The sequence below is a fragment of the Bradyrhizobium cytisi genome, from assembly GCF_008123515.1.
In the GTDB taxonomy this organism is placed as follows: Bacteria; Pseudomonadota; Alphaproteobacteria; order Rhizobiales; family Xanthobacteraceae; genus Bradyrhizobium; species Bradyrhizobium cytisi.
In genome coordinates this window covers 25,701-45,302 of record NZ_VSSR01000007.1, presented here as the reverse complement: position 1 = coordinate 45,302, position 19,602 = coordinate 25,701, and the positions used below count along the sequence as shown (strand labels likewise).

Sequence of the window (19,602 nt, the reverse complement as noted above, 5' to 3'; positions counted from 1 at the left end):
CTCAGGACCTGGAAGCGGCGGCGCCGGCGGCGAGACGCTCGGCATAGTCGATGGCTTCGATCAGACTGTGCTCGTTGGCGATGCCCTTGCCGGCAATGTCGAAAGCGGTGCCGTGATCGACGGAGGTGCGGATGATCGGCAGGCCCAGCGTGATGTTGACGCCGGAGAGTTCCTGCCAGCGACCGGTGGCGGGATCGACCTGGAAGCCGAGCAGCTTGACCGGGATGTGCCCCTGGTCGTGATACATCGCGACCACCGCATCGTACTGGCCGGCGCGCAGCTTGACGAAGATGGTGTCGCCGGGCACAGGACCGACGACGTCGAGACCGTCGGCGACCGCTTTCGCGATCGTCGGCGCAGAGACGTCGATGTCCTGCCGGCCGAACAGGCCGCCCTCGCCGGCATGCGGATTGAGCGCCGCGATCGCGATCTTGGGCCTGGCGATGCCGAGCCGCAGCAGCGCATCATTGGTGAGATCGATCACCATGCGCAGCCGCTCCGGTGTCAGACGCTTCGGCACGTCCTCCAGCGCCACATGGGTCGAAACATGGCTGACGCGCATGTTGCCGTGGGCCAGCAGCATCACCGAGCCGCGCACGCCGGTGAGATGCGCCAGCATCTCGGTGTGCCCCGGAAAGTGATAGCCGGCCTTGTTGAGAGCTTCCTTGTTGAGCGGCGCCGTGACGATGGCTCCGGTCCGGCCCGCCTGCGTCAGGCGCACGCCCTGCTCGATCGCCTTGTAGGCAAAGCGGCCGCCATCGGCGCTGAGCACACCTGGCCTGATCGGGTCGCCCTCGGCGTCGGCTTGCAGGTAGCAGAGGTTGGGCCAGCCGCGATCGTCGGCCGTGACTTGCGGGATCGCAACATTGGCACCGAGCGCGGCCTTCGCGCCGTCCAGCGCAGCGCCGCTGCCGATGATCAGCAGACGCAGATCGCCACTCGCGATCCGATCCTTCAATCCCACACAGGCCTTGATGATGATCTCCGGCCCGATCCCGGCGGGATCGCCCATGGTGATGACAAGATGACGAGAGGTCATGTCGGGCTCCCCATATTGAGCAAATGATTGTCCCGGAGCAGATCGCGCCAGAGATCGCGCCCGCCGAACGCTCCGGATTTCGAGATCACATCGACGCCGGCCCAGCGGCCGCCTTGCAGCGTCGAGCGCGGCAAGCCCGGCACGATCCGCCCTGTCACCTGCAGCGCGTGCGCGCCGAGTGCAAGGCATACGGCCTTCAGCGTCTCTCCGCCAGCAACGATCAGGGTTCCAGGCGGATCGAGCTCCGCGACCAGCGCCGTCAGCTCGCGCGCGATCCGTTGCGCGGCATCGGCGCGCGACAATCCTTCGGCAAGCGAGAATTTCACCAACGCCACGCCGCGCTCGGCCAGCTTGCGCTGAACGAGCGCACTGCCGTCACCTTCGGCGAGCGCAACAGCAGCGTCGCCACATGCATCCAGCTGGGATGCGGTGGCGGCTTGGTCCGAGCCGAACAGGCCCAGCACCGGCCGCTTGAATTTCGAAAGTGCATCTGCGCGGTGGCCACGCGCGAGTGCACCGGCCAGCCCGCCGCTTCCGCACCACAGCACCGGCCCGGGCATCCGCCGCGCCAGCTCGACGACGCGATCGAGATCGAGGTCGGTTCCAGCATCGAAGACCTGAACACCGCCTTGCGCCAGCGTGTCGGCGCTGCCGCGCTGCGCCTCGATGCCATCCTGTCTCAACTGGTCCAGCAGATTGTCGCCGACGCGATGCCAGTCGCCGTCCATCATGCGCGCATATTGCTGGGCATCGACGGTGCGGCGTCCCTGATAGCCGAAGGCAGGCGCGACCACGCATGATGCCCAGTGACCAGTGCTCAGGCAGGCGCCGAGCTCGGCCGCCCAGGCGCCACGGAGCAGGCTATCGACCTTCTTGTAGGCAATCGTGCCGTCGCGAAGCAGCGGCGCCAGCCGGGCGACGATCGCGACGCTTTCGGCTTTCGAACGTTCGCGGGTGCCGCTGTCGATCGCGAGGCTCGGGGAGCCTGACGCCGCGGGCGTATCCTCCCAGATGACGTCGAACGGTCCGCACAGGCCGAAGAACTCCGCCGCGGTGTCGAGCGCGCCGGTCAGGTCGTCGGCAAGCAGGCGGATGGCGGTGAGCCCGGTCAGCGCGTCCTGGAAAGACTCGGACATCGGATCGCCTCGCCGCTCGCGCCCGCCTTAAGCGGCCGTCGCGAATGCCGCGGCATTCGCGAGCAGCTCTTTCAATTGAGCTGCCGGCAAGGTCTCCAGCGGCGGCCGCAGGCGCTGCCAGCCGGCGTGACCGGTGCGCTCGGCCATCAGCGCCTTCAGGGAGGGCATCTGCGCGAAGCGCGAGACCAGCTCACGCGCGTTCACGATGCGCGCCTGTGCAGCTGCAAGGCTTGCGTCGTCGTCGCTGTCGCGGAAATGCTTGAAGACATAGGCGAGATCGCGCGCGACGAGGTTCGAGGTCGCGGTGATGCAGCCCGCGCCGCCCTTGCGCAGCAGCGGGAGCAGCAGCGGGTCGGCGCCGGTCAGTACCGAAAAGCCCGGGAACCGATCGACCATCGCGGTCATGTTGGCGAAGTCGCCCGAGGAATCCTTGATGCCGGCGATGGTCGACGGATAGGCCGCTCGCAGCCGCTCGATCAGCGCGTGCGAGATCGGCTGCATCGACATCTGCGGGATGTGATAGAGCACGATCCTGAGGCGCTTGTCGCCGATGCGCTGGATGATCTCGCTATAGGCGGCATAGACGCCGTCATCGCTAACGTTCTTGTAGTAGAACGGCGGCAGCATCACCACGGTATCGACGCCGAGCGACAGCGCATGGCGCGTTAAGGCGATGGTGTCGGTGAACGCGGCGACGCCGGTGCCCGGCAGCAGCTGTTTCGGCTTGATGCCGCCGGCGATCACGGCCTCCAGCAGCGTGGTGCGCTCGGAGACCGAGAAGGAGTTCGCCTCCCCCGTGGTGCCGAGCATCGCGATGGCATCACAGCCTTCGTCCAGCAGGTAGCGGCAATGCGCGACAAAGCGCGCATGATCGGGCACGAGCTCGGCATCGAGCGGCGTCAACGCGGCGGAGAACACGCCATGTGGGTGCAAGGACTGGGGGTGCAGCGATGATGTCGACAAAGCTTCCTCCGATCGTCAGATCGATGTTGTTCGGAATGCGAACATTTGTTATAATCTGACCCGTTGGTAAGATCAGGCTGCCGCCGCGTCAAGGGCTGTGGCCGTCATCGCAGGGCGTACGGGCATGGCCAAGGTCGAAAAGAAGGCGGCGAAACGCGCACCGGAAGCTACACCGAAAAATCCCAAGAATAAAAATCCCAAGAATCATGTCGCGTCCGTAGGCAAAGCCTTCGCCGTGCTCAAGAGCTTCACCAGCGAGGCGTTCGAGCTGACGCTGAGTGAAGTTGCCGCACGCGCCGATCTCGATCGCGGCACAGCGTTCCGGCTGATCCAGACCCTGATCGAGCTCGGTTATCTCCAGGCGGTACCGCAGAGCCGCCGGTTCCGTCTCGGCGTGGCCTGCCTCGACCTCGGCTACACCGTGCTGTCGCACGGATCGTTGCGCACCATCGTCGAGCCCTTGCTGCGCGACCTCGTGCCCGAGGTCGGCGATGCGGCCTCGCTCGGCATCCTCGATGGTGGCGATGTGATCTATCTCGCGCGTGTCGGCGCCGGCCTCGACCGCCACAAGATGGATCGTCGGCCGGGCACGCGCATCCCCGCCTATAGCGCCGCGCTCGGACATGCCATGCTGGCGCATCTTCAGCGCAACGAGCAGATCGAGCGGCTGGAGTCACGGCCCCGCGTCAAGCTGTCGGAGCGAACGCTGACCGATCTCGACGCCCTGCTCGCCCGGCTCGATCAGGTGAAGAAGAAGGGCTATGCCGTCTCCGACGGCGAGAACGCCTATGGCCTGCGCACGCTGGCGATGCCAATCCTGGACGCGCAGGGTTTTGTGATTGCCGGACTGAGCGTCACCGTGGATGCGATGCGCATGGACATGCCGACCTTTCGCGATCAGGCGCTGCCGAAGCTGATGCGGCTGACGAGCACGGTGCAGGATATCACGATCAAGTCGGGCCTGTTGAGCTGAGCGCGCAATGCACTGCCTAAACAGCGATACGATCGAAGTCTGCGGCAATCCTGACGTTCGGAAAGATCTTTGCCGCCTCGGCCAGGATCTCTCCGTCCTCATAGCGGCCTGACAGATGGGTCAGCACGAGCTGCCGAACATTGCTCGCAGCCGCGAACCGAGCCGCCTCCGCAGCGGTGAGATGGCCGTAGTCCCGCGCGGTCGGCGCATCCCGATCCAGGAACGTCGCCTCGATCACCAGCAGGTCCGCATCCGCGGCATGTCTTGATAGCCCCTCGGTGGCCTCGGTGTCGCCGATCACGACCAGCTTGTTGCCGCCACTCGGCGGACCCAGGACATCCTCCGGATCGATCGTCCGGCCACCTTCGATCATGATCGGCCGACCCGCGGCAAGCTCGCCGCGCATGGGACCATCGGGCACACCGAGCGCAGAGAGGCGATCGGACAAGAGATGGCGGCGCGCAGGGCTTTGGAAAACGAAGCCGAAACTGTCGGTGTCGCGATGACGGACCGGAAAACAGTTGATGGTGAAGTCGCCGGCGTCGACGACATGCCCTTCAGAGAGCGGCGCGAACTCTATTGCGATCGGCGCCCGGCCCTCGCCCCACAGGCCTGCGAGCATGCGGATGACGATATCGAGCGTGCCCGGCCCGCCATGGATGGTCATCACATCGGAGGTCTGCCGCAGCCCCAATGTCGAGAACAGGCCGGGGATGCCGAGCACATGGTCGAGATGTCCGTGCGTCAGCAAAATGCGATCGAGCCGCCGGAAGCCGGCGCCGCTTCGCAGCAACTGTCGCTGCGTGCCCTCGCCGCAATCGATCAGCATGCGCTGGCCCGCGGCCTCCAGCAGAAGCGCCGGATGGTTGCGCTCTGCGGATGGAACGCTGGCCGAGGTCCCGAGAAATGTCAGGGCGAACATTGCGTGCTCTTGTGCGAGGTCGCAGGGCTTATCCCCTTTGGGAGCCTTACCTGCGCTCCGACTGCGCCTCAACCGCCTGCACCGCCACGGTCGCGACCTGCCGCAACGCCTCGCAGTCGGAGCCCGAAGATGCCATCACGCCCATACCGACCGACACGGCCGACACATATCGCGCGAGTGCCGCTGGATCCGACGTCGGCTTGAGATCGCCTTCGGCCTTGGCGCGCACAAAACGGTCGCGGAGCTGGTCTTCGTTCTGGGCGCGGCGGGCAGCGAGCTCGAACGGGACGTTCTCGGAGCCGGTGCCGCAGGCAACGCCGCCTTGCACCAGGAGACAGCCGGGCGGATTGGCCGGATCGGTCTGCTTCTCGGCGATGCCCATCAGCATCCGCTCGGCGACGTCTCGGGCGGTCGGCGCCGCGACGACCCCGTCCATCCAGACGTTGCGCAATTTGGTGTAGCGGTCGAGCGCGGCCTTGAGCAGGCCTTCCTTGTTGCCGAAGCAGGCATAGAGGCTCGGCGGGTTGATACCCATGGCCTCCGTGAGCTGGGCAATCGTGGCGCCCTCATAGCCATGGCGCCAAAACACTTCCATCGCCTGATCCAACGCCAGTTCGGCGTCGAATTCGCGGGGGCGTCCCATGCCCATGTGCCTGTTCTCCTCGGTATCGGCGCCGTCCCTGAACCTAACGCCTGATCCTATCTAATTGTTCTCGCTTTATTTTCTCTTCCGCCGTCCCATTCTTGCGGTAAGGGGCTACAATTTTCTTAGTGAATGGTACATAAGTATCTTGCGCTGCGATATCCAGCTCCACATCTGTAGCGAACACTACATATCTGGAGCGCGCAAATGCCCCCGTCCGAAAATACCCCTCGCCCCGGCCGCCTCCGCCGTCTTGTTGGCGGCGTTGCCATCGTGGGCGCCCTCGCCGCAGCCGGCTCGATTGCGACCGGCCATTACTTTCATGCAGCACAAGCGACCGCAACGGCCGCCGCCACCGAGCAAGCCGTCCCCGTGACTGTCGCGATGATCGAGCCGCGGCAGACCGTGCTGTGGGACGATTTCTCCGGCCGGCTCGAGGCCATCAACCGTGTCGAGCTTCGGCCGCGCGTCGCCGGCGCGATCCTGTCGACCAATTTTACCGAGGGCGCGCTGGTGAAGGCCGGTGACGTCCTGTTCAAGATCGATCCGGCGCCTTACGAGGCCGAGGTCGACAAAGCCAACGCACAGCTCGAGGCCGCGAAGGCGCGCGTGGTCTTCACCCAGAGCGAGCTTGAGCGCGGCGCACAGCTGGTCGGCAACGCTGTCGTCACGCGGCGCGACTACGACCAGCGCGACAACGCCAATCGCGAAGCCATTGCCAATGTGAAGGCGGCCGAAGCGACGCTGCAGACCGCCAAGCTCAATCTCGACTACACCGAGGTGCGGGCGCCCGTGGACGGCCGCGTCGGCAAGTTCGAGATCACGGTCGGCAATCTCGTCGCCGCCGGCACCGCCTCTCCGGTCCTGACGTCGCTTGTCTCGGTCAATCCGATCTACGCCTCGTTCGATGCGGATGAAGAGGTTGTGCTGCGGGCGTTGAACTCGATCGCCGATGCCTCCGGCAAGCGCGGCAATCTCGATCAGATCCCTGTCGAGATGGCGACCTCCGGCGGCCTCTCGGCCAAGGGCCATATCCAGCTGATTGACAACCAGGTCAACGGCCAGAGCGGCACCATCCGTGTCCGCGCCGTGTTCCAGAACGAAGACGGGCGTCTCATCCCCGGCCAGTTCGCCCGCGTGCGCATGGGCCAGCCGAAGCAGCAGTCGCTGGTCATGATCGACGAGCGCGCGATCGGCACCGACCAGGACAAGAAGTTCGTGATGGCGGTTGGCGACGACAGCCGTGCGGCCTACCGGTCGATCACGCTGGGCGGCTCGGTCGACGGACTGCGCATCGTGACAACGGGCTTGAAGACCGGCGATCGCATCGTCGTCAACGGCCTGCAGCGCGTGCGTCCCGGCGCTCTCCTCAAGACCGAGGTGGCGACAATGGGCGCGCGCGGGCAGCAGGCCTCTAACCACAGCAACCAGGACGTGGTGCAACGCTAGTGTTCTCCGTCATTCCGGTGCGCACATAGCACGAACTAGGGTGCGCAATTGCGCACCTGAGAATCCGGCAGTTACGAGACTCCGATCACTTCGCCTCTGGATTCCGGGTTCGCGGGCTTCGCCCACGCCCCGGAATGACGGCAGAGCTGTCGGAGAACCGCAGAATATTGCCCAGGGGCAAAACCATGAATCTCTCGAAGTTCTTCATTGATCGTCCGATTTTTGCAGGCGTTCTTTCGGTCCTGATCTTCCTCGCAGGCCTGATCTCGCTGTTCGCGATGCCGATCTCGGAATATCCCGACGTAGTGCCGCCATCAGTGCTGGTGCGCGCGACCTATCCCGGCGCCAATCCAAAGGTGATCGCGGAAACCGTGGCCACGCCGATCGAGGAGCAGATCAACGGCGTCGAAGGCATGCTGTACATGTCGAGCCAGGCGACGACCGACGGCGCCATGACGCTGACGGTGACGTTCCGGCTCGGCACCGATCCCGACAAGGCGACGCAGCTGGTGCAGAACCGCGTGCAGCAGGCCGAGCCGCGCCTGCCGGCGGTGGTACGTCAACTCGGCATCATCACCAAGAAGTCGTCGCCCGACCTCACCATGGTCGTGCATCTGCTATCGCCGAACAACCGCTACGACATGACGTATTTGCGTAACTACGCGGTGCTCAACGTCAAGGACCGGCTGGCGCGCATCGACGGTGTCGGTGACGTCCAGCTCTACGGCGCCGGCGATTATTCGATGCGGGTCTGGGTCGATCCGCAAAAAGCCGCCGAGCATGGGCTGACCGCAAGCGACATCGTCAAGGCAATCCAGGCGCAGAACGTCGAGGCCGCCGCCGGCGTGGTCGGCTCCTCCCCCAACGTCAGGGGTATCGACCTGCAAATGTCCGTCAATGCGGAAGGCCGCCTTGCGAACGAGGAGCAGTTCGGCGACATCGTGGTCAAGACCGGCTCGCGCGGCGAAGTCGTGCGCTTGCGTGACGTTGCCCGCATCGAGCTCGGCGCGTCCGAGTACGGCTTACGCTCGCTGCTCGACAACAAGCAGGCGGTCGCGATCCCGATCTTCCAGGCGCCGGGCTCCAATGCGCTGGAGATTTCCGACCACGTCCGCGCCACCATGGCCGAGATCAAGAAGAACATGCCCGAAGGCGTGTCCTACCAGATCGTCTACGATCCGACGCAATTCGTGCGTTCCTCGATCGAGGCCGTGATCCACACGCTGCTGGAAGCGATCGCGCTGGTGGTGCTGGTCGTGATCCTGTTCCTGCAGACCTGGCGCGCCTCGATCATTCCGCTGCTGGCCGTGCCAGTATCGATCGTCGGCACCTTCGCGGTGATGCACGTGTTCGGCTTCTCCATCAATGCGCTCAGCTTGTTCGGGCTGGTGCTCGCGATCGGCATCGTCGTGGACGACGCCATCGTCGTGGTCGAGAACGTCGAGCGCAACATCGAGGGCGGGCTGTCGCCGCGCGATGCCACCTATCAAGCGATGCGTGAGGTCTCCGGCCCGATCATCGCGATCGCGATGGTGCTGATCGCCGTGTTCGTGCCGCTGGCCTTCATCTCCGGCCTCACCGGGCAGTTCTACAAGCAGTTTGCGCTGACGATCGCGATTTCGACGGTGATCTCGGCCGTCAACTCGCTGACGCTGTCGCCGGCCCTCTCCGCCCTACTGCTCAAGGGCCACAACGAGCCGAAGGATCGCCTGACGATCATTCTCGAAAAAGCGCTCGGCTGGTTCTTCCGCGGCTTCAACAAGGCGTTTACGCGCTCCTCGGAGAACTATAGCGGCACCGTCACCAAGGTGATCTCAGGCAAGGCCGCAGTGATGGGGCTCTATGTGGTCCTGGTCGGCGCAACCGCCTTCCTGTTCCAGCAGGTGCCGAGTGGCTTCGTGCCGGGCCAGGACAAGCAATATCTGGTCGGCTTCTCGCGGCTGCCTGACGGCGCAGCGCTCGATCGCACCGAAGAGGTGATCCGCAAGATGAGCGACATCGCGCTGACCCAGCCCGGTGTCGAGAGTTCAGTCGCCTTTCCGGGCCTGTCGATCGCCGGCTTCACCAACTCGTCCAACGCCGGCATCGTGTTCTCGACGCTGAAGCCTTTTGACGAGCGCAAGGGCCCGGCATTGAGCGGCAATGCCATCGCGGCCGATCTCAACAAGAAATACTCGGGCATCCAGGAAGCCTTCATCGCCATGTTCCCGCCGCCGCCGGTCAACGGCCTCGGCACCATCGGCGGCTTCAAGCTCCAGATTGAGGACCGTGCCGGCCTCGGCTATGAAGCGCTGAACGAGGCGACCAAGGCATTCATGGCGGCGATGCAGAAAGCGCCGGAGATCGCCGGTGTGTTCTCGAGCTTCCAGGTCAACGTGCCCCAGCTGTTCGCCGACATCGACCGCACCAAGGCGCTGCAGCTTGGCGTCCCCGTCACGGAAGTGTTCAACACGCTCCAGATTTATCTGGGCTCCTACTACGTCAACGACTTCAACAAGTTTGGCCGCACCTACTCCGTCTATGTCCAGGCCGATGCGCCGTTCCGCGCCCGCGCCGACGACATCAGGCAGCTGAAGGTGCGTTCGTCCTCGGGCGACATGGTGCCGTTGTCGGCGCTGCTCACGATCCGCCAGAGCGCGGGGCCGGAACGCGCGATCCGCTATAACGGCTTCCTGTCCTCCGACATCAACGCGGCCGCAGCGCCCGGCTTCTCGTCCGGCCAGGCACAGGAAGCAGCGACGCGGATCGCGGCGGAGACGCTGCCGCCCGGCTTTGCCTTCGAGTGGACCGACCTGACCTATCAGGAGTTCATCGCCGGCAATTCCGGCCTCTGGGTGTTTCCGCTGGCCATCCTGCTGGTGTTCCTGGTGCTGGCGGCGCTCTATGAGAGCCTGACCCTGCCGCTCTCGATCATCATGATCGTGCCGATGGGTCTGCTCGCTGCGATGTTCGGCGTCTGGATCTCCAAGGGCGACAACAACGTCTTCACCCAGATCGGCTTGATCGTGCTCGTCGGCCTCTCCGCCAAAAACGCGATCCTGATCGTCGAATTCGCGCGCGAGCTCGAGTTCGCCGGTCGCACGCCCATCCGGGCCGCGATCGAGGCGAGCCGGCTGCGGTTACGTCCGATCCTGATGACGTCAATGGCCTTCATCATGGGCGTGCTGCCGCTGGTGCTCTCGACCGGCGCCGGCTCGGAGATGCGGCGCGCCATGGGCGTCGCGGTGTTCTCGGGCATGATCGGCGTCACCGTGTTCGGCCTGTTCCTGACCCCGGTGTTCTATGTGCTGCTGCGGACTGTCACCGGCATGAAGCCGCTGGTGCATCACGGCAGCGGCTCCACTGTGGCACCTGTCCAGAGTCTTGGCCATGAGGCTGGCCACTAGATCAGGGAAATCCCCGATATCAGCAACAGAACGAGCACGGTCTTGCGAAAGACCGTCTCGTTGACCCGGTGAAAAGCGATCACACCGAGCGCGGAATCCCGCGAACAGCGCCGGCAGGCTGACCGCGAGATCGACGAAAACCTTTGACGACAGGTCCTGGTGTCCGACCAGTAGGATGATCGCAAACAGCTGCATCGCGGCAATGAACGGCTGCACGAGGCCGCGCTGCTCGCTCTTGGGCATGCCGCGCATGTCGCACCAGATCGTCGGAATCGCGCCTGGCATCGCCGTGAGGCCCCCGACCAGCCCGCCTCCGAATCCGATCAGCGCAACCCAGTGACGGCCGACGGCTTCACTCGCCGTCACCAGCGTCGGCCGCAGCAGCATATAGGCGGCATAGAGTGCTACGACGACACCAAAGCCGCGCCGAAGCAGATGCGTGTCGGTCGACTGCAACAGCGAGACCGCAATGGGAACGCCGATCAACCCGCCGATGATCAGGAACAGGCTTCCCTCCCAGCGGATGCTGCGCCGAAGCGCCCACAAATTGGTCGCCTGCACGCCGATACTGCACGCCATCATCAACGGTACGGCCTCCAGCGGCTGAAACACCCGCAGCAGGATCGCGCCCGCGACGGCGGAGAATGCGAAGCCCGAGAGCCCCGAGACGAAGGCTCCGGCGAACACGGCGGCGCTGAGGAGCAGCAGTGTCGTGGTGTCAGGCACAGTCTGCCCTCCAATCAATCATAGGGAATCTGCGTGACCGGTGCGGCGGCGCCTTCTGCACAACTTACAGGCTCGCGAGGAAACGACACCCGCATGGCATGCGCGTGCGATCGTTCCAGCATGATGAGGCCGGCCAGCTGAAGGGTGACGAGCGCGGCGGTGAGCGCTATCGCGACAACGTTGCCGTTACGCGCGCGCGAGACTGGGGTGGCTGGCTCCGCGCTCGCACGCATCAGATTGATGGGCATTTTCTGAAAATTCCTCTTCACTGCAGAAAAAATTGGCTTCATTCAAACGCGATGTTTCGTGCTGCGTTTCCAGCAGGTGGCGATAGCGCTGCAATACGCGCCGCGCCTCGATCGCACGCTGCTGATGCAGCGTTGCGATCATGCGATCGAAAACGTCGTGGAACTTCCAAACCAGGCTCCGTGCCGTTGTTCGCATGACGATCTCCTCTCAACCTGAAAGCGAAATTGATGGAATTCACTTCCAGCCGCTGTGAGCGGCTTCACACAAGAATCCAACGCGGCGAACAACAAGTCGTGTGATCTCTCGTAGGAGAGAACGCAGCAAATCGCGTCACCCAAACGAATGACGCGCGATAACATTCTGATGATGAAATTGCAGGCGCGGCGCTGATGCTTTATTCAGCGCTGACGAGCGTCAGTGGACCAGCGGGTTGGAGAAACCTGCCGCGAGCTTGACGAGGTCGGCCTGGCGGCTCGTACCGGTCTTGGCGAACACGCGATGCAGATGCGTCTTCACCGTCGTCTCTGCGATCCCGAGCGCGCCGGCCGTCTCCGGCACGCCGCCGACGTCGACGATCGACTGTAGAACCCTGAGTTCCGCAGGCGTGAGCTCGAACGTGCGGTCGATCAGCCCGGCGCAAGAGCGCGCGTCGAGCTTCGCCTTCCAGACGAACAGGGCGCCGATGGCGCCACAGGCGCGCCCTGCGCTCCCCTCCCGCAGCAGCGAGGGCAGCGCGATCACATGTGCGACGTGATGCGACCCACCGCTTGATGTCAGCAAAATGTTACGGTCCGCTGCCGCCGCTGCGACCACCTCCGCTTCGTCACGAAAGACGTTGCGTAGCGCTGCATTCGCGTCGGGCGATCTCGCCAGCAGGCGGCCGTTGACGGACCGCAAGACGTCGTTCTCGTCCAGGATGAGGTCGGCGGCCGGATTGCTGTGGACGATGTTGCAGGCGGCATCGAGCAGGATCACGCCGGCACTCAATCGATCGACGACATCGGCAAGCGCGATTGCCTTCTGCTGCTTCCGCTCGATTGTCCGGTTGATCATCAAGGCGCGGCTTGCATGGGGAACGACGAGCTGCATGCGCGCACGCATCTTCGCGTCCAGCATCTCCCTGCCCGGGATCACCGTCATCAGCATCGGGCACGGCGAGATCGCCTGTTCCAGCACCACATTCGCGACGTCGGCACATCCCTGAGGACGCAGCCATTCCTGATAGAAGCGCCCGCGGCGATATTTGTCGAAATTCACGAGATCCGGGATGTTGCGGACCTCGCCGTTGCGCGGCAGCCTGGTGAGCGGGTCATGCTGCGAATATTCGTCGGCATAGAGCTGGATGAAGTGCGGATCGACCCCGCAATAATAGTGCGTCGATCCGGACTTGCTGATCTTGTCTTTTGAAATCAGGCCGCAGGCTCGGCTGCCGAAGAATCCGTTGAGCACGACGACAACATCGGACCACAACTCAGGATTGGGTCCGGCGTCGTAGATGCTCTCGATCAGCTCGGAGTGTTTTGCGGTCAGCTGCATTGAAAGGTCAATAGTCCGGCGCGAGGATTTAAGACGTTGATGCCCTCTGGCTTTTCTATGGAGTCGGCCGAGACACCGATAGGTTCAACGGTTTCGCGCCAATTGACCAGCTAGTTGACGAGTGGATTGGAGAATCCGGCCGCAAGCTTGACGAGATCCGCCTGGCGCGCGGTGCCCGTCTTGGCGAACACGCGATGCAGATGTGTCTTCACCGTCGTCTCCGCGATGCCGAGCGCGATGGAGGTCTCCGGAACGCCGCCGACCTCGACGATCGACAGGAACACGCGCAGTTCCGCCGGCGTCAGATCGAAGGTTCGAGCAATCAGCTCTCCGTAAGACCGCCCGCCCAGCGTGACCTTGCGCAGCAGCAGCGCGCCGACGGCATCGGACGACCGCTCGCTGCCGTTCCGCAGCACCGACGACAGCGGCAGGATATGCGCAACGTAGCGTTCGCCCTTGTGCGAAAGCAGCGGAATCGCGTGCCCGCCTGCGAGAAGCGAGGCAGCATCGCCGCGGGCCGCAAAAGCCTGACGCAGCGTCTGATTGGCCTCGGCGCCGCTCGTCACGAGCTGGCCGGCAACAATGCGGACCACGTCGTCAGCCTCGAGCAGCGCGTAGCCGCTCGCATTGGCATGGATCACGTGGCAGCAGGAATCGAGCAGGAAGATGCCGGATGACAGATTGTCCAGGACATCCGCGAGCGCCGTGGCCAGCGTCAGCTTCGAGCTGATGGCGCGGTTGACGAGCAGCGCGCGGCTGGCGTGCGGCACGATCAGCGACATCCGGTGCTTCATCCCGGCGTCGACCATGCTCCGGCCCGACAGCACTGTCATCATCACCGGGCAGTGCGCGTTCGACTTCTCGAGCACGACATTGGCGGCATCGTGAGCGCCCTGCGGCCGCATCCATTCCTGATAGAAGCGCCCGCGGCGATATTCGTCGAAGTTGACGAGCTCGGGGATGCTGACAATCTGGCCGTGCGGCGGCAGAATCGTCAGCGGATCGAACTTGGAATGGGTCTCCGAATAGAGCTGGATGTAGTGCGGATCGGCCCCGCAATAATAATGCGTGACACCGAACTTGCTGATCAAATCCTTGGAAAACAGCCCGCAGGCCTGGCCACCGACGAAATTGCGGATGCCCACGACGACGTCGTTCCACAGCGAGGGATCGAGACCGGCATCGTAGATGGACTCGACCAGATCGGGCAACTTCCGCGGTCTGTGCATGGCGTTGAATAGCTTTGGATGAACAATGTCGGGCACGATACCACAACAGGAGCAGACCCTCATCATCCGATCGGAGGATGGTGCGCTGGAACGTGATCACGCCAGCATGGACGTCGGCCTTTAGCTCGCCGGCGCCCTGCTGCGCCTCAGGCGCCCGGCACTTTATTTCCGGTTCTCCTCGCAGAATTTCAGCGCGGCGAGCGCCTCGCCGGCGCGCGGAATCTGCATCTCGATGCTGTCGTCGTCATCGTCCTCGAAATCGAGCGTGAGACGCTTGGCTTTCGACAGGCGGTCCATGATGGACTGATCGAACTCGAAGATACCGCGCACGGTGGTCTTGTCCATGACCTCCCACTTCGCCTTCGACATGATGTCGGCATCATCGGTACCGACGTCGGCCTTCAGGATCTCGCCGAGCTTGTCCCACTCCCAGCCGTCGTAGATCATCACGATCACGATGGCCTTGTCGGAATAGGTGATGACGATGACATAGTCGCGGTTCTCGTCGTCCTTGTCCTTGTAGCCGCGGCTGGCGTTGCAATGGGTGTCCTGGCTGCGCTTCTCGATGGTCCAGTCACCGACTTTGGATTGTTGCGCCACCGCAGGCCCGGCACTCAAGGCGCCGGCCAGCAGCACAGCGGCAAGAAGGATTGGCTTCATGTCAGCCTCCAGCGTTTTCCCCGGAGCAAGCTGACCACCTCTCCCGGCAGGCCGCAAGGGCTGGCCCGGTCCAGCCAATGGTGAAAGGCGACCCGCCCTAGCTAGGCGCGCCGCGGCACGATCGCGATCGGGGTGAAGGTATAAACCTCCTCGCCGTTCTGGTTGAACATCGTCCATTTCACCAGCGCAATGCCCTGCGGCTTTGACTTCGACGGCGTCAGGCTCATGACCTCGCCGACCAGATGCAGGCGGTCATTCGGCCGCACCGGAATGGTCCAGCGCAGCCCGTCGACGCCGGCGCCAATCAGCGGGTGCGGGCCGAAGGGACGGGTCTGGATCGCGAGGTTCATGGCGATCGCCGCCGTGTGCCATCCCGACGCAGCCAGCCCGTTGAACAAGGTCGCCTTGGCGGCCTCGTGGTCGAGATGCATCGGCTGCGGATCAAACTCGGCGGCAAACCGCTTGATGTCGGCTTCGGTGACCTCGACCTCGGGAGATTTGAAACGCATGCCGACGGTGAGATCGTCGAACCAGGCGACCTGTGCCATGATTTTGCCTCGAAATGTGATGCGACGCGCGCGAGACACACGACCAAGGGATGGATCGGCAGTGAATATAGCGTTTTTGACCGCTCATAGACCAGCCCGCGGTTCCCCGCGAAACCCCTTTCCCAAATCGACGAAACACGCCTGAAACAGATAGCCGGTTAACTGGTTGTCAAAATCATACAGGGACGTGCGTCATGCAATTCTTCCTCGACCTGATTTACGAATATGCCTGCTGCCAGCACCTCGTCGCCCAGCCGCTTGGGGAGGACGAGCTATGATCGAGCTGATCTCAGCACTCCTCGCCCTTTGCAGCATCGGCGTCTTCGCGGCGCATGCGCTGGATGCCTATCGCACCACGCACCTCTGACCAGCGGTCCCGGCGCCCGCCCGCTAGAACGGCCGCCGGTAGAAGTGCTCGGAATGCGTTGCCGGTGGAAACCGGTTGGCGAGTGCCAAGGCCCCCTTCTCGTCCGTCTCGAGCGCGATCTTCTGCGCCAGCATCACGTCGCCCGGCACGAGGAAGCCTGACGGGACGAAGCACCACCCCATCGTTGCATTTCCCGCATTGTCGACCTCGTGGACGTTGGCGGCGGTGCCGTAGTGAATGCGATAGCGCTTGCCGCTGTCGCAACCGATGACGTCGAAATGCCGGTGCTGCTCGAATTGTACGCGCTGCTCTTCGGACAGCCATTCGGACAAAAGCCGGCGACCGCGCGCCTCGGGCGTGTTCTCGCCGAAGAAGCGCCGGTAGAGCTCGCGGAGCGCGTGCAGACGCGCTCGCGCGGGCGCACGAAGCCTGAGGACCGCGACCATGGGCCGTTCAGATCAGCCGCCGACCAGGCGGGGATAGAACAGTGTTTCCTGCGCGGTCGGGTCGAACGATTTGATACGCGTGACTTCGCCGGGCCCGGTCCGGTACGCGGCGGTAAAGCCCGCGCCGGTCAGCTCCCGAAAGCGTTGTTCGGCCCTCGCCAACGCTTCGGCATTTTCAGGATCAAACTCGTGGCGTCTATCGCCGGTCTGGTCCATCACGATCTGGGTAGCCATGTTGAGTTCTCCTCATGCCCAGCCCTGAACTTAATCTAAGCAAACCTCGTGCCGTCGGTTCCCGAAAGCAACAACTTTCTCTGACAAGCAGGTCACGCCTTGCGGAGCGCCTCAGCGCGCCGCCGCCGCGCCGCCGCCCCCGTCGATCTGCCGGCCCATCAGCGCGATGGCCTTCTGGTAGACCCCTGCCGCATTCCACGCCTGGATCGCGGCGAAATTCGGCTCGCCTGGCTGGTAACCGGCTCCTGCACGCCAGCCATTGGCTTTGAGGAAGTTCGCAGTCGAGCCCAGCGCGTTGGCAGCGACGTCGAGATTGCCGGTACCATAGGCCAGGATGTTCTTGGGCATGAACTGGGTCTGGCCGACCTCGCCATGCATGGAGCCGCGGGTTGCCCCCGACAGCATGCCACGGTCGACCAGCTTCAGCGCCGCATAGAGCTGCTCGGTAAAGAATTCGGGACGGCGGCAGTCATAGGCGAGCGTCGCTATCGACGAGAGCATGTTCTGGTTGCCGCGCTGGCTGCCGAACCCGGTCTCCATGCCCCAGATCGCGATCAACGGCCCCGGAGGCACGCCGTAGCGCTGCTCGATCGAGGCGAACATCGCCGCCTGCGACTGCTTCAGCGACCGGCCGCGTGCCACGATGGTGGTGGCGCCGCGCTTGGCCAGAAACTGTTCGAGCGACAGCGAAAAGCTGTGCTGGCTGCGATCGGCGCCAATGGTTGCGCTGGCATAATTGGTCTGCATCAGCGCCGAGATCGCAGTCTGGCCGATGCCCTTACCCTGCGCCTCCGCGCTGAACTCGCGCTTCCAGGCCTCGAAACCGCCGGGCCCGTTGCCGCATTGCGCGGCGTGGGCAGCGGAGATCAGGGACAGCAGCAGCGCGGCCGCGCCGATCATCGCCGTCGCAACGGTCCTGCCCTTGGTCATTGCGCGTTCCCTTCTCTCGATTTTGCTCTCGATTTTGCGCGACCGGCTCGCGCGCGGGCATGATCCTACGTCAGCGGCGCGTGCTCAAGCCCCCGACTGATGCAATCAATGCAAGCATTGCGCTTGACATGGTTCAAACGCTTAGCGGCCGCCATCGGTCCCGAGCAGGAAATCCGCCATGATGGCGCCGGGATCATGCCGCTCATGCCGGGACCTGGGCGCCGTCGGTCTCCGCGTCCGCTCCATAGGTCAATTCCAATCCATCCAGGCTGCCCTCCTTCCGCCATTTGGCGAGCAACCGCAGGAACGCCATCGGCCCGCGCCAATACTGGCTGTTGCGCGCCGCGATCGGATCGAACACGCCCTCGTTGTTGTAGTAGCCGGGCGTGCATTCGGCGAGGTAGGTCTGGCGGCCGACCGCAGCCTTCACGACTTCGTCGACCCAGGCATTCTCGGCCGCAAGCGCCGGCTCCAATGTCCGTGCGCCGCGCTTGCGCGCCTGATCGATGACATAGGCGATGTGCTGCGATTGCTCGTCGATGATGTGCGGAAAGTTGGCGCTCTGGCCGGCCTGCACCGTCACGATCAGGAAGCAGTTCGGGAAGCCGCGGCTGTAGAAGCCGTGCATCGTCTTGACGCCATCGCGCCAGCGCTCGGACAGGCTGACGCCGTCGCGGCCATAGACCTCAAAACCCATGCGGCGCGCATAGTCGGTGCCGACCTCAAAGCCGCTGGCATAGATCAGACAGTCGAGCTCGTAGGCCTTGCCGTCGGCGACGACCGCATTTTCGGTGATGCGCTCGACGCCCCTGCCCCCGGTATCGACGAGATGCACGTTAGGACGATTGAACGTGTCGAGATACTCGTCGTGAAAGCACGGCCGCTTGCAGAACGCCTTGTACCAGGGCTTGAGCGCCGCTGCGGTCGCGTCGTCCTTGACCACGGCGTCGACGCGGGCCCGGATCTCCTCCATCTTGCGATAGTCGGCCTGCTCGATCACTTTCAGCGCTTCTTCCATCGAGGCGACCTTATGCGGCTGACGACGCGGCGCCAGCAAGATCTCGCCGAGCAGGCCGGTCCAGCCGTCCTGCACCAGATCCTGCTCGAACGGCTCACCCGAAATCACAGCGGTGAAATTGTCCATCCGATCGCGCTGCCAGCCGGGCTTCAAGCTTTCCGCCCAGGCATGATCCGTCGGCCGGTCGTCGCGCACGCCGATCGCCGATGGCGTGCGCTGGAAGACGTAGAGCTCTTTCGCCGAGCGGCCGAGATGCGGCACGCATTGGACGGCGGTCGCACCGGTGCCGATGATGCCGACGCGCTTGTCGGCAAGACCGTCGAGACCTCCCTCGGCGCTGCCGCCAGTGTAGGAATAGTCCCACCGGCTGGTATGGAAGCTGTGGCCTTTGAAGCTTTCGATGCCGGGAATGCCCGGCAGCTTCGGCCGGCTCAACGGACCTCCGGCCAGGATCACAAAGCGTGCGCGGATGCGATCGCCGCGATCGGTCTCGACCAGCCAGCGTCCCTCGCGCTCCTGCCACGCCATGCGTGAGATGACGGTCTGGAACAGCGCGCGTTCGTAGAGGCCGAAGTGACGGCCGATGCGGCGCGAGTGTTCGTAGATCTCCGGCGCACGCGCATATTTGCGCACCGGCATGTAGCCGGTCTCTTCCAGCAGCGGCAGATAGATGTAGCTCTCGGTGTCGCAGGCCGCGCCGGGATAGCGATTCCAGTACCAGGTGCCACCGAAATCGGCGGCCTTTTCCACGATGCGGAAATCAGTGATGCCGGCCGCGCGCAGACGCGCACCACACAGCAAGCCGCCGAAGCCGCCGCCGACGATGACGACCTCGGTTTCTTCGCTGACGGGCTCGCGGGCGAATCCGGCGTCGGCCCAGGGATCGTCGAGATAGCGGGCAAAGCCTGCGGCCATCTCGACATACTGCGCCTTGCCTTCGGAGCGCAGACGCAGGTCGCGCTCGTCACGATAGCGCGCACGCAGGGCCTGAATGTCGATGGTAGGTGTGCCGGCTGCGCCGGTCTTGTGTCTTTCCGCTGACATCGATCTCCTCCACGGCGGGCGCAGCTTCGGCCTGCAGTGCGCACCAGTTAGCCCTGAAAAGTGACGCATGCAATCACGTCCGCCATTTTTCGCGTGTACGCCGC

Annotated in this window: 17 protein-coding genes and 1 pseudogene; 3 read left to right on the top strand and 15 right to left on the bottom strand. The window is 64.1% G+C overall.

The features are described 5' to 3' along the window. Position 1 precedes the first annotated feature (1 nt). Genes pdxA through FXB38_RS03600 form a run of 3 tightly spaced genes read right to left on the bottom strand, consistent with a single transcriptional unit; the run spans position 2 to position 3,123 of the window. Complete coding sequence (gene pdxA / locus FXB38_RS03610; RefSeq protein ID WP_148749401.1) at positions 2–1,039, bottom strand: 4-hydroxythreonine-4-phosphate dehydrogenase PdxA; 1,038 nt, start codon at positions 1,037–1,039, stop codon at positions 2–4. After that, the gene (locus FXB38_RS03605; RefSeq protein ID WP_148749400.1) at positions 1,036–2,175 is read right to left on the bottom strand and encodes a four-carbon acid sugar kinase family protein; all 1,140 of its coding nucleotides are present in this window, start codon (positions 2,173–2,175) and stop codon (positions 1,036–1,038) included. The genes pdxA and FXB38_RS03605 overlap by 4 nt, the downstream gene beginning before the upstream one ends. A gap of 27 nt (positions 2,176–2,202) precedes the next feature. Continuing rightward, positions 2,203–3,123 carry a dihydrodipicolinate synthase family protein gene (locus FXB38_RS03600; protein WP_187434646.1) on the bottom strand — a complete coding sequence of 307 codons (921 nt, stop codon included), beginning with the start codon at positions 3,121–3,123 and terminating at the stop codon, positions 2,203–2,205. 139 nt (positions 3,124–3,262) lie between these two features. Between FXB38_RS03600 and FXB38_RS03595 the strand changes: the two genes are divergently transcribed. Next, positions 3,263–4,111 (top strand): IclR family transcriptional regulator, encoded by an 849-nt coding sequence (locus tag FXB38_RS03595; RefSeq protein ID WP_148749399.1) that lies wholly within the window; start codon positions 3,263–3,265, stop codon positions 4,109–4,111. A 16-nt stretch (positions 4,112–4,127) separates the two neighbouring features. On the opposite strand, the gene rnz is transcribed toward FXB38_RS03595, so the two are convergent. Both rnz and FXB38_RS03585 read right to left on the bottom strand, forming a co-directional pair. Then, positions 4,128–5,033: a ribonuclease Z gene (gene rnz, locus FXB38_RS03590; RefSeq protein WP_148749398.1), complete on the bottom strand. Its 906-nt coding sequence runs from the start codon at positions 5,031–5,033 to the stop codon at positions 4,128–4,130. A gap of 46 nt (positions 5,034–5,079) precedes the next feature. Then, positions 5,080–5,682 (bottom strand): TetR/AcrR family transcriptional regulator, encoded by a 603-nt coding sequence (locus FXB38_RS03585; protein ID WP_148749397.1) that lies wholly within the window; start codon positions 5,680–5,682, stop codon positions 5,080–5,082. Between the two features lie 201 nt (positions 5,683–5,883). On the opposite strand from FXB38_RS03585, the gene FXB38_RS03580 reads away from it, so the two are divergent. Beyond that, positions 5,884–7,125, top strand: coding sequence for an efflux RND transporter periplasmic adaptor subunit (locus FXB38_RS03580; RefSeq protein ID WP_148749396.1), 1,242 nt, complete (start codon positions 5,884–5,886; stop codon positions 7,123–7,125). Between the two features lie 185 nt (positions 7,126–7,310). Beyond that, the gene (locus tag FXB38_RS03575) at positions 7,311–10,511 is read left to right on the top strand and encodes an efflux RND transporter permease subunit (protein WP_148749395.1); all 3,201 of its coding nucleotides are present in this window, start codon (positions 7,311–7,313) and stop codon (positions 10,509–10,511) included. Here the strand turns inward: FXB38_RS03575 and FXB38_RS03570 are convergent. The 10 genes and pseudogenes from FXB38_RS03570 to FXB38_RS03520 all read right to left on the bottom strand — a co-directional run bounded on the left by FXB38_RS03570 (position 10,508) and on the right by FXB38_RS03520 (position 19,498). Next, a pseudogene (locus tag FXB38_RS03570) lies at positions 10,508–11,237 on the bottom strand (sulfite exporter TauE/SafE family protein). The gene FXB38_RS03575 and the pseudogene FXB38_RS03570 sit on opposite strands and share 4 nt — an antisense overlap. A 186-nt stretch (positions 11,238–11,423) precedes the next feature. Continuing rightward, complete coding sequence (locus FXB38_RS42550; RefSeq protein WP_187434632.1) at positions 11,424–11,681, bottom strand: hypothetical protein; 258 nt, start codon at positions 11,679–11,681, stop codon at positions 11,424–11,426. Between the two features lie 219 nt (positions 11,682–11,900). Next, positions 11,901–13,022: a helix-turn-helix transcriptional regulator gene (locus FXB38_RS03555; protein WP_148749393.1), complete on the bottom strand. Its 1,122-nt coding sequence runs from the start codon at positions 13,020–13,022 to the stop codon at positions 11,901–11,903. A 110-nt stretch (positions 13,023–13,132) separates the two neighbouring features. Continuing rightward, a complete protein-coding gene (locus FXB38_RS03550; RefSeq protein ID WP_148749392.1) occupies positions 13,133–14,251 on the bottom strand; it encodes a helix-turn-helix transcriptional regulator in 1,119 nt (372 codons plus the stop codon). A gap of 162 nt (positions 14,252–14,413) precedes the next feature. Then, a complete protein-coding gene (locus FXB38_RS03545) occupies positions 14,414–14,911 on the bottom strand; it encodes a hypothetical protein (RefSeq protein ID WP_148749391.1) in 498 nt (165 codons plus the stop codon). 101 nt (positions 14,912–15,012) lie between these two features. Next, entirely contained in the window at positions 15,013–15,459 is a 447-nt protein-coding gene (locus tag FXB38_RS03540) for a MaoC family dehydratase (RefSeq protein WP_148749390.1), read from the bottom strand. Positions 15,460–15,849: 390 nt separating this feature from the next. Continuing rightward, the gene (locus FXB38_RS03535) at positions 15,850–16,272 is read right to left on the bottom strand and encodes a hypothetical protein (RefSeq protein ID WP_148749389.1); all 423 of its coding nucleotides are present in this window, start codon (positions 16,270–16,272) and stop codon (positions 15,850–15,852) included. 12 nt (positions 16,273–16,284) lie between these two features. After that, positions 16,285–16,506, bottom strand: coding sequence for a hypothetical protein (locus tag FXB38_RS03530; RefSeq protein WP_148749388.1), 222 nt, complete (start codon positions 16,504–16,506; stop codon positions 16,285–16,287). A gap of 111 nt (positions 16,507–16,617) precedes the next feature. Beyond that, on the bottom strand, positions 16,618–17,436 hold the full coding sequence (locus tag FXB38_RS03525) for a lytic murein transglycosylase (protein ID WP_148749387.1): 819 nt from the start codon (positions 17,434–17,436) through the stop codon (positions 16,618–16,620). 202 nt (positions 17,437–17,638) lie between these two features. Then, positions 17,639–19,498, bottom strand: a complete 1,860-nt coding sequence (locus FXB38_RS03520) for a flavin-containing monooxygenase (RefSeq protein ID WP_148749386.1) — start codon at positions 19,496–19,498, stop codon at positions 17,639–17,641. Between the last annotated feature and the right edge of the window lie 104 nt (positions 19,499–19,602).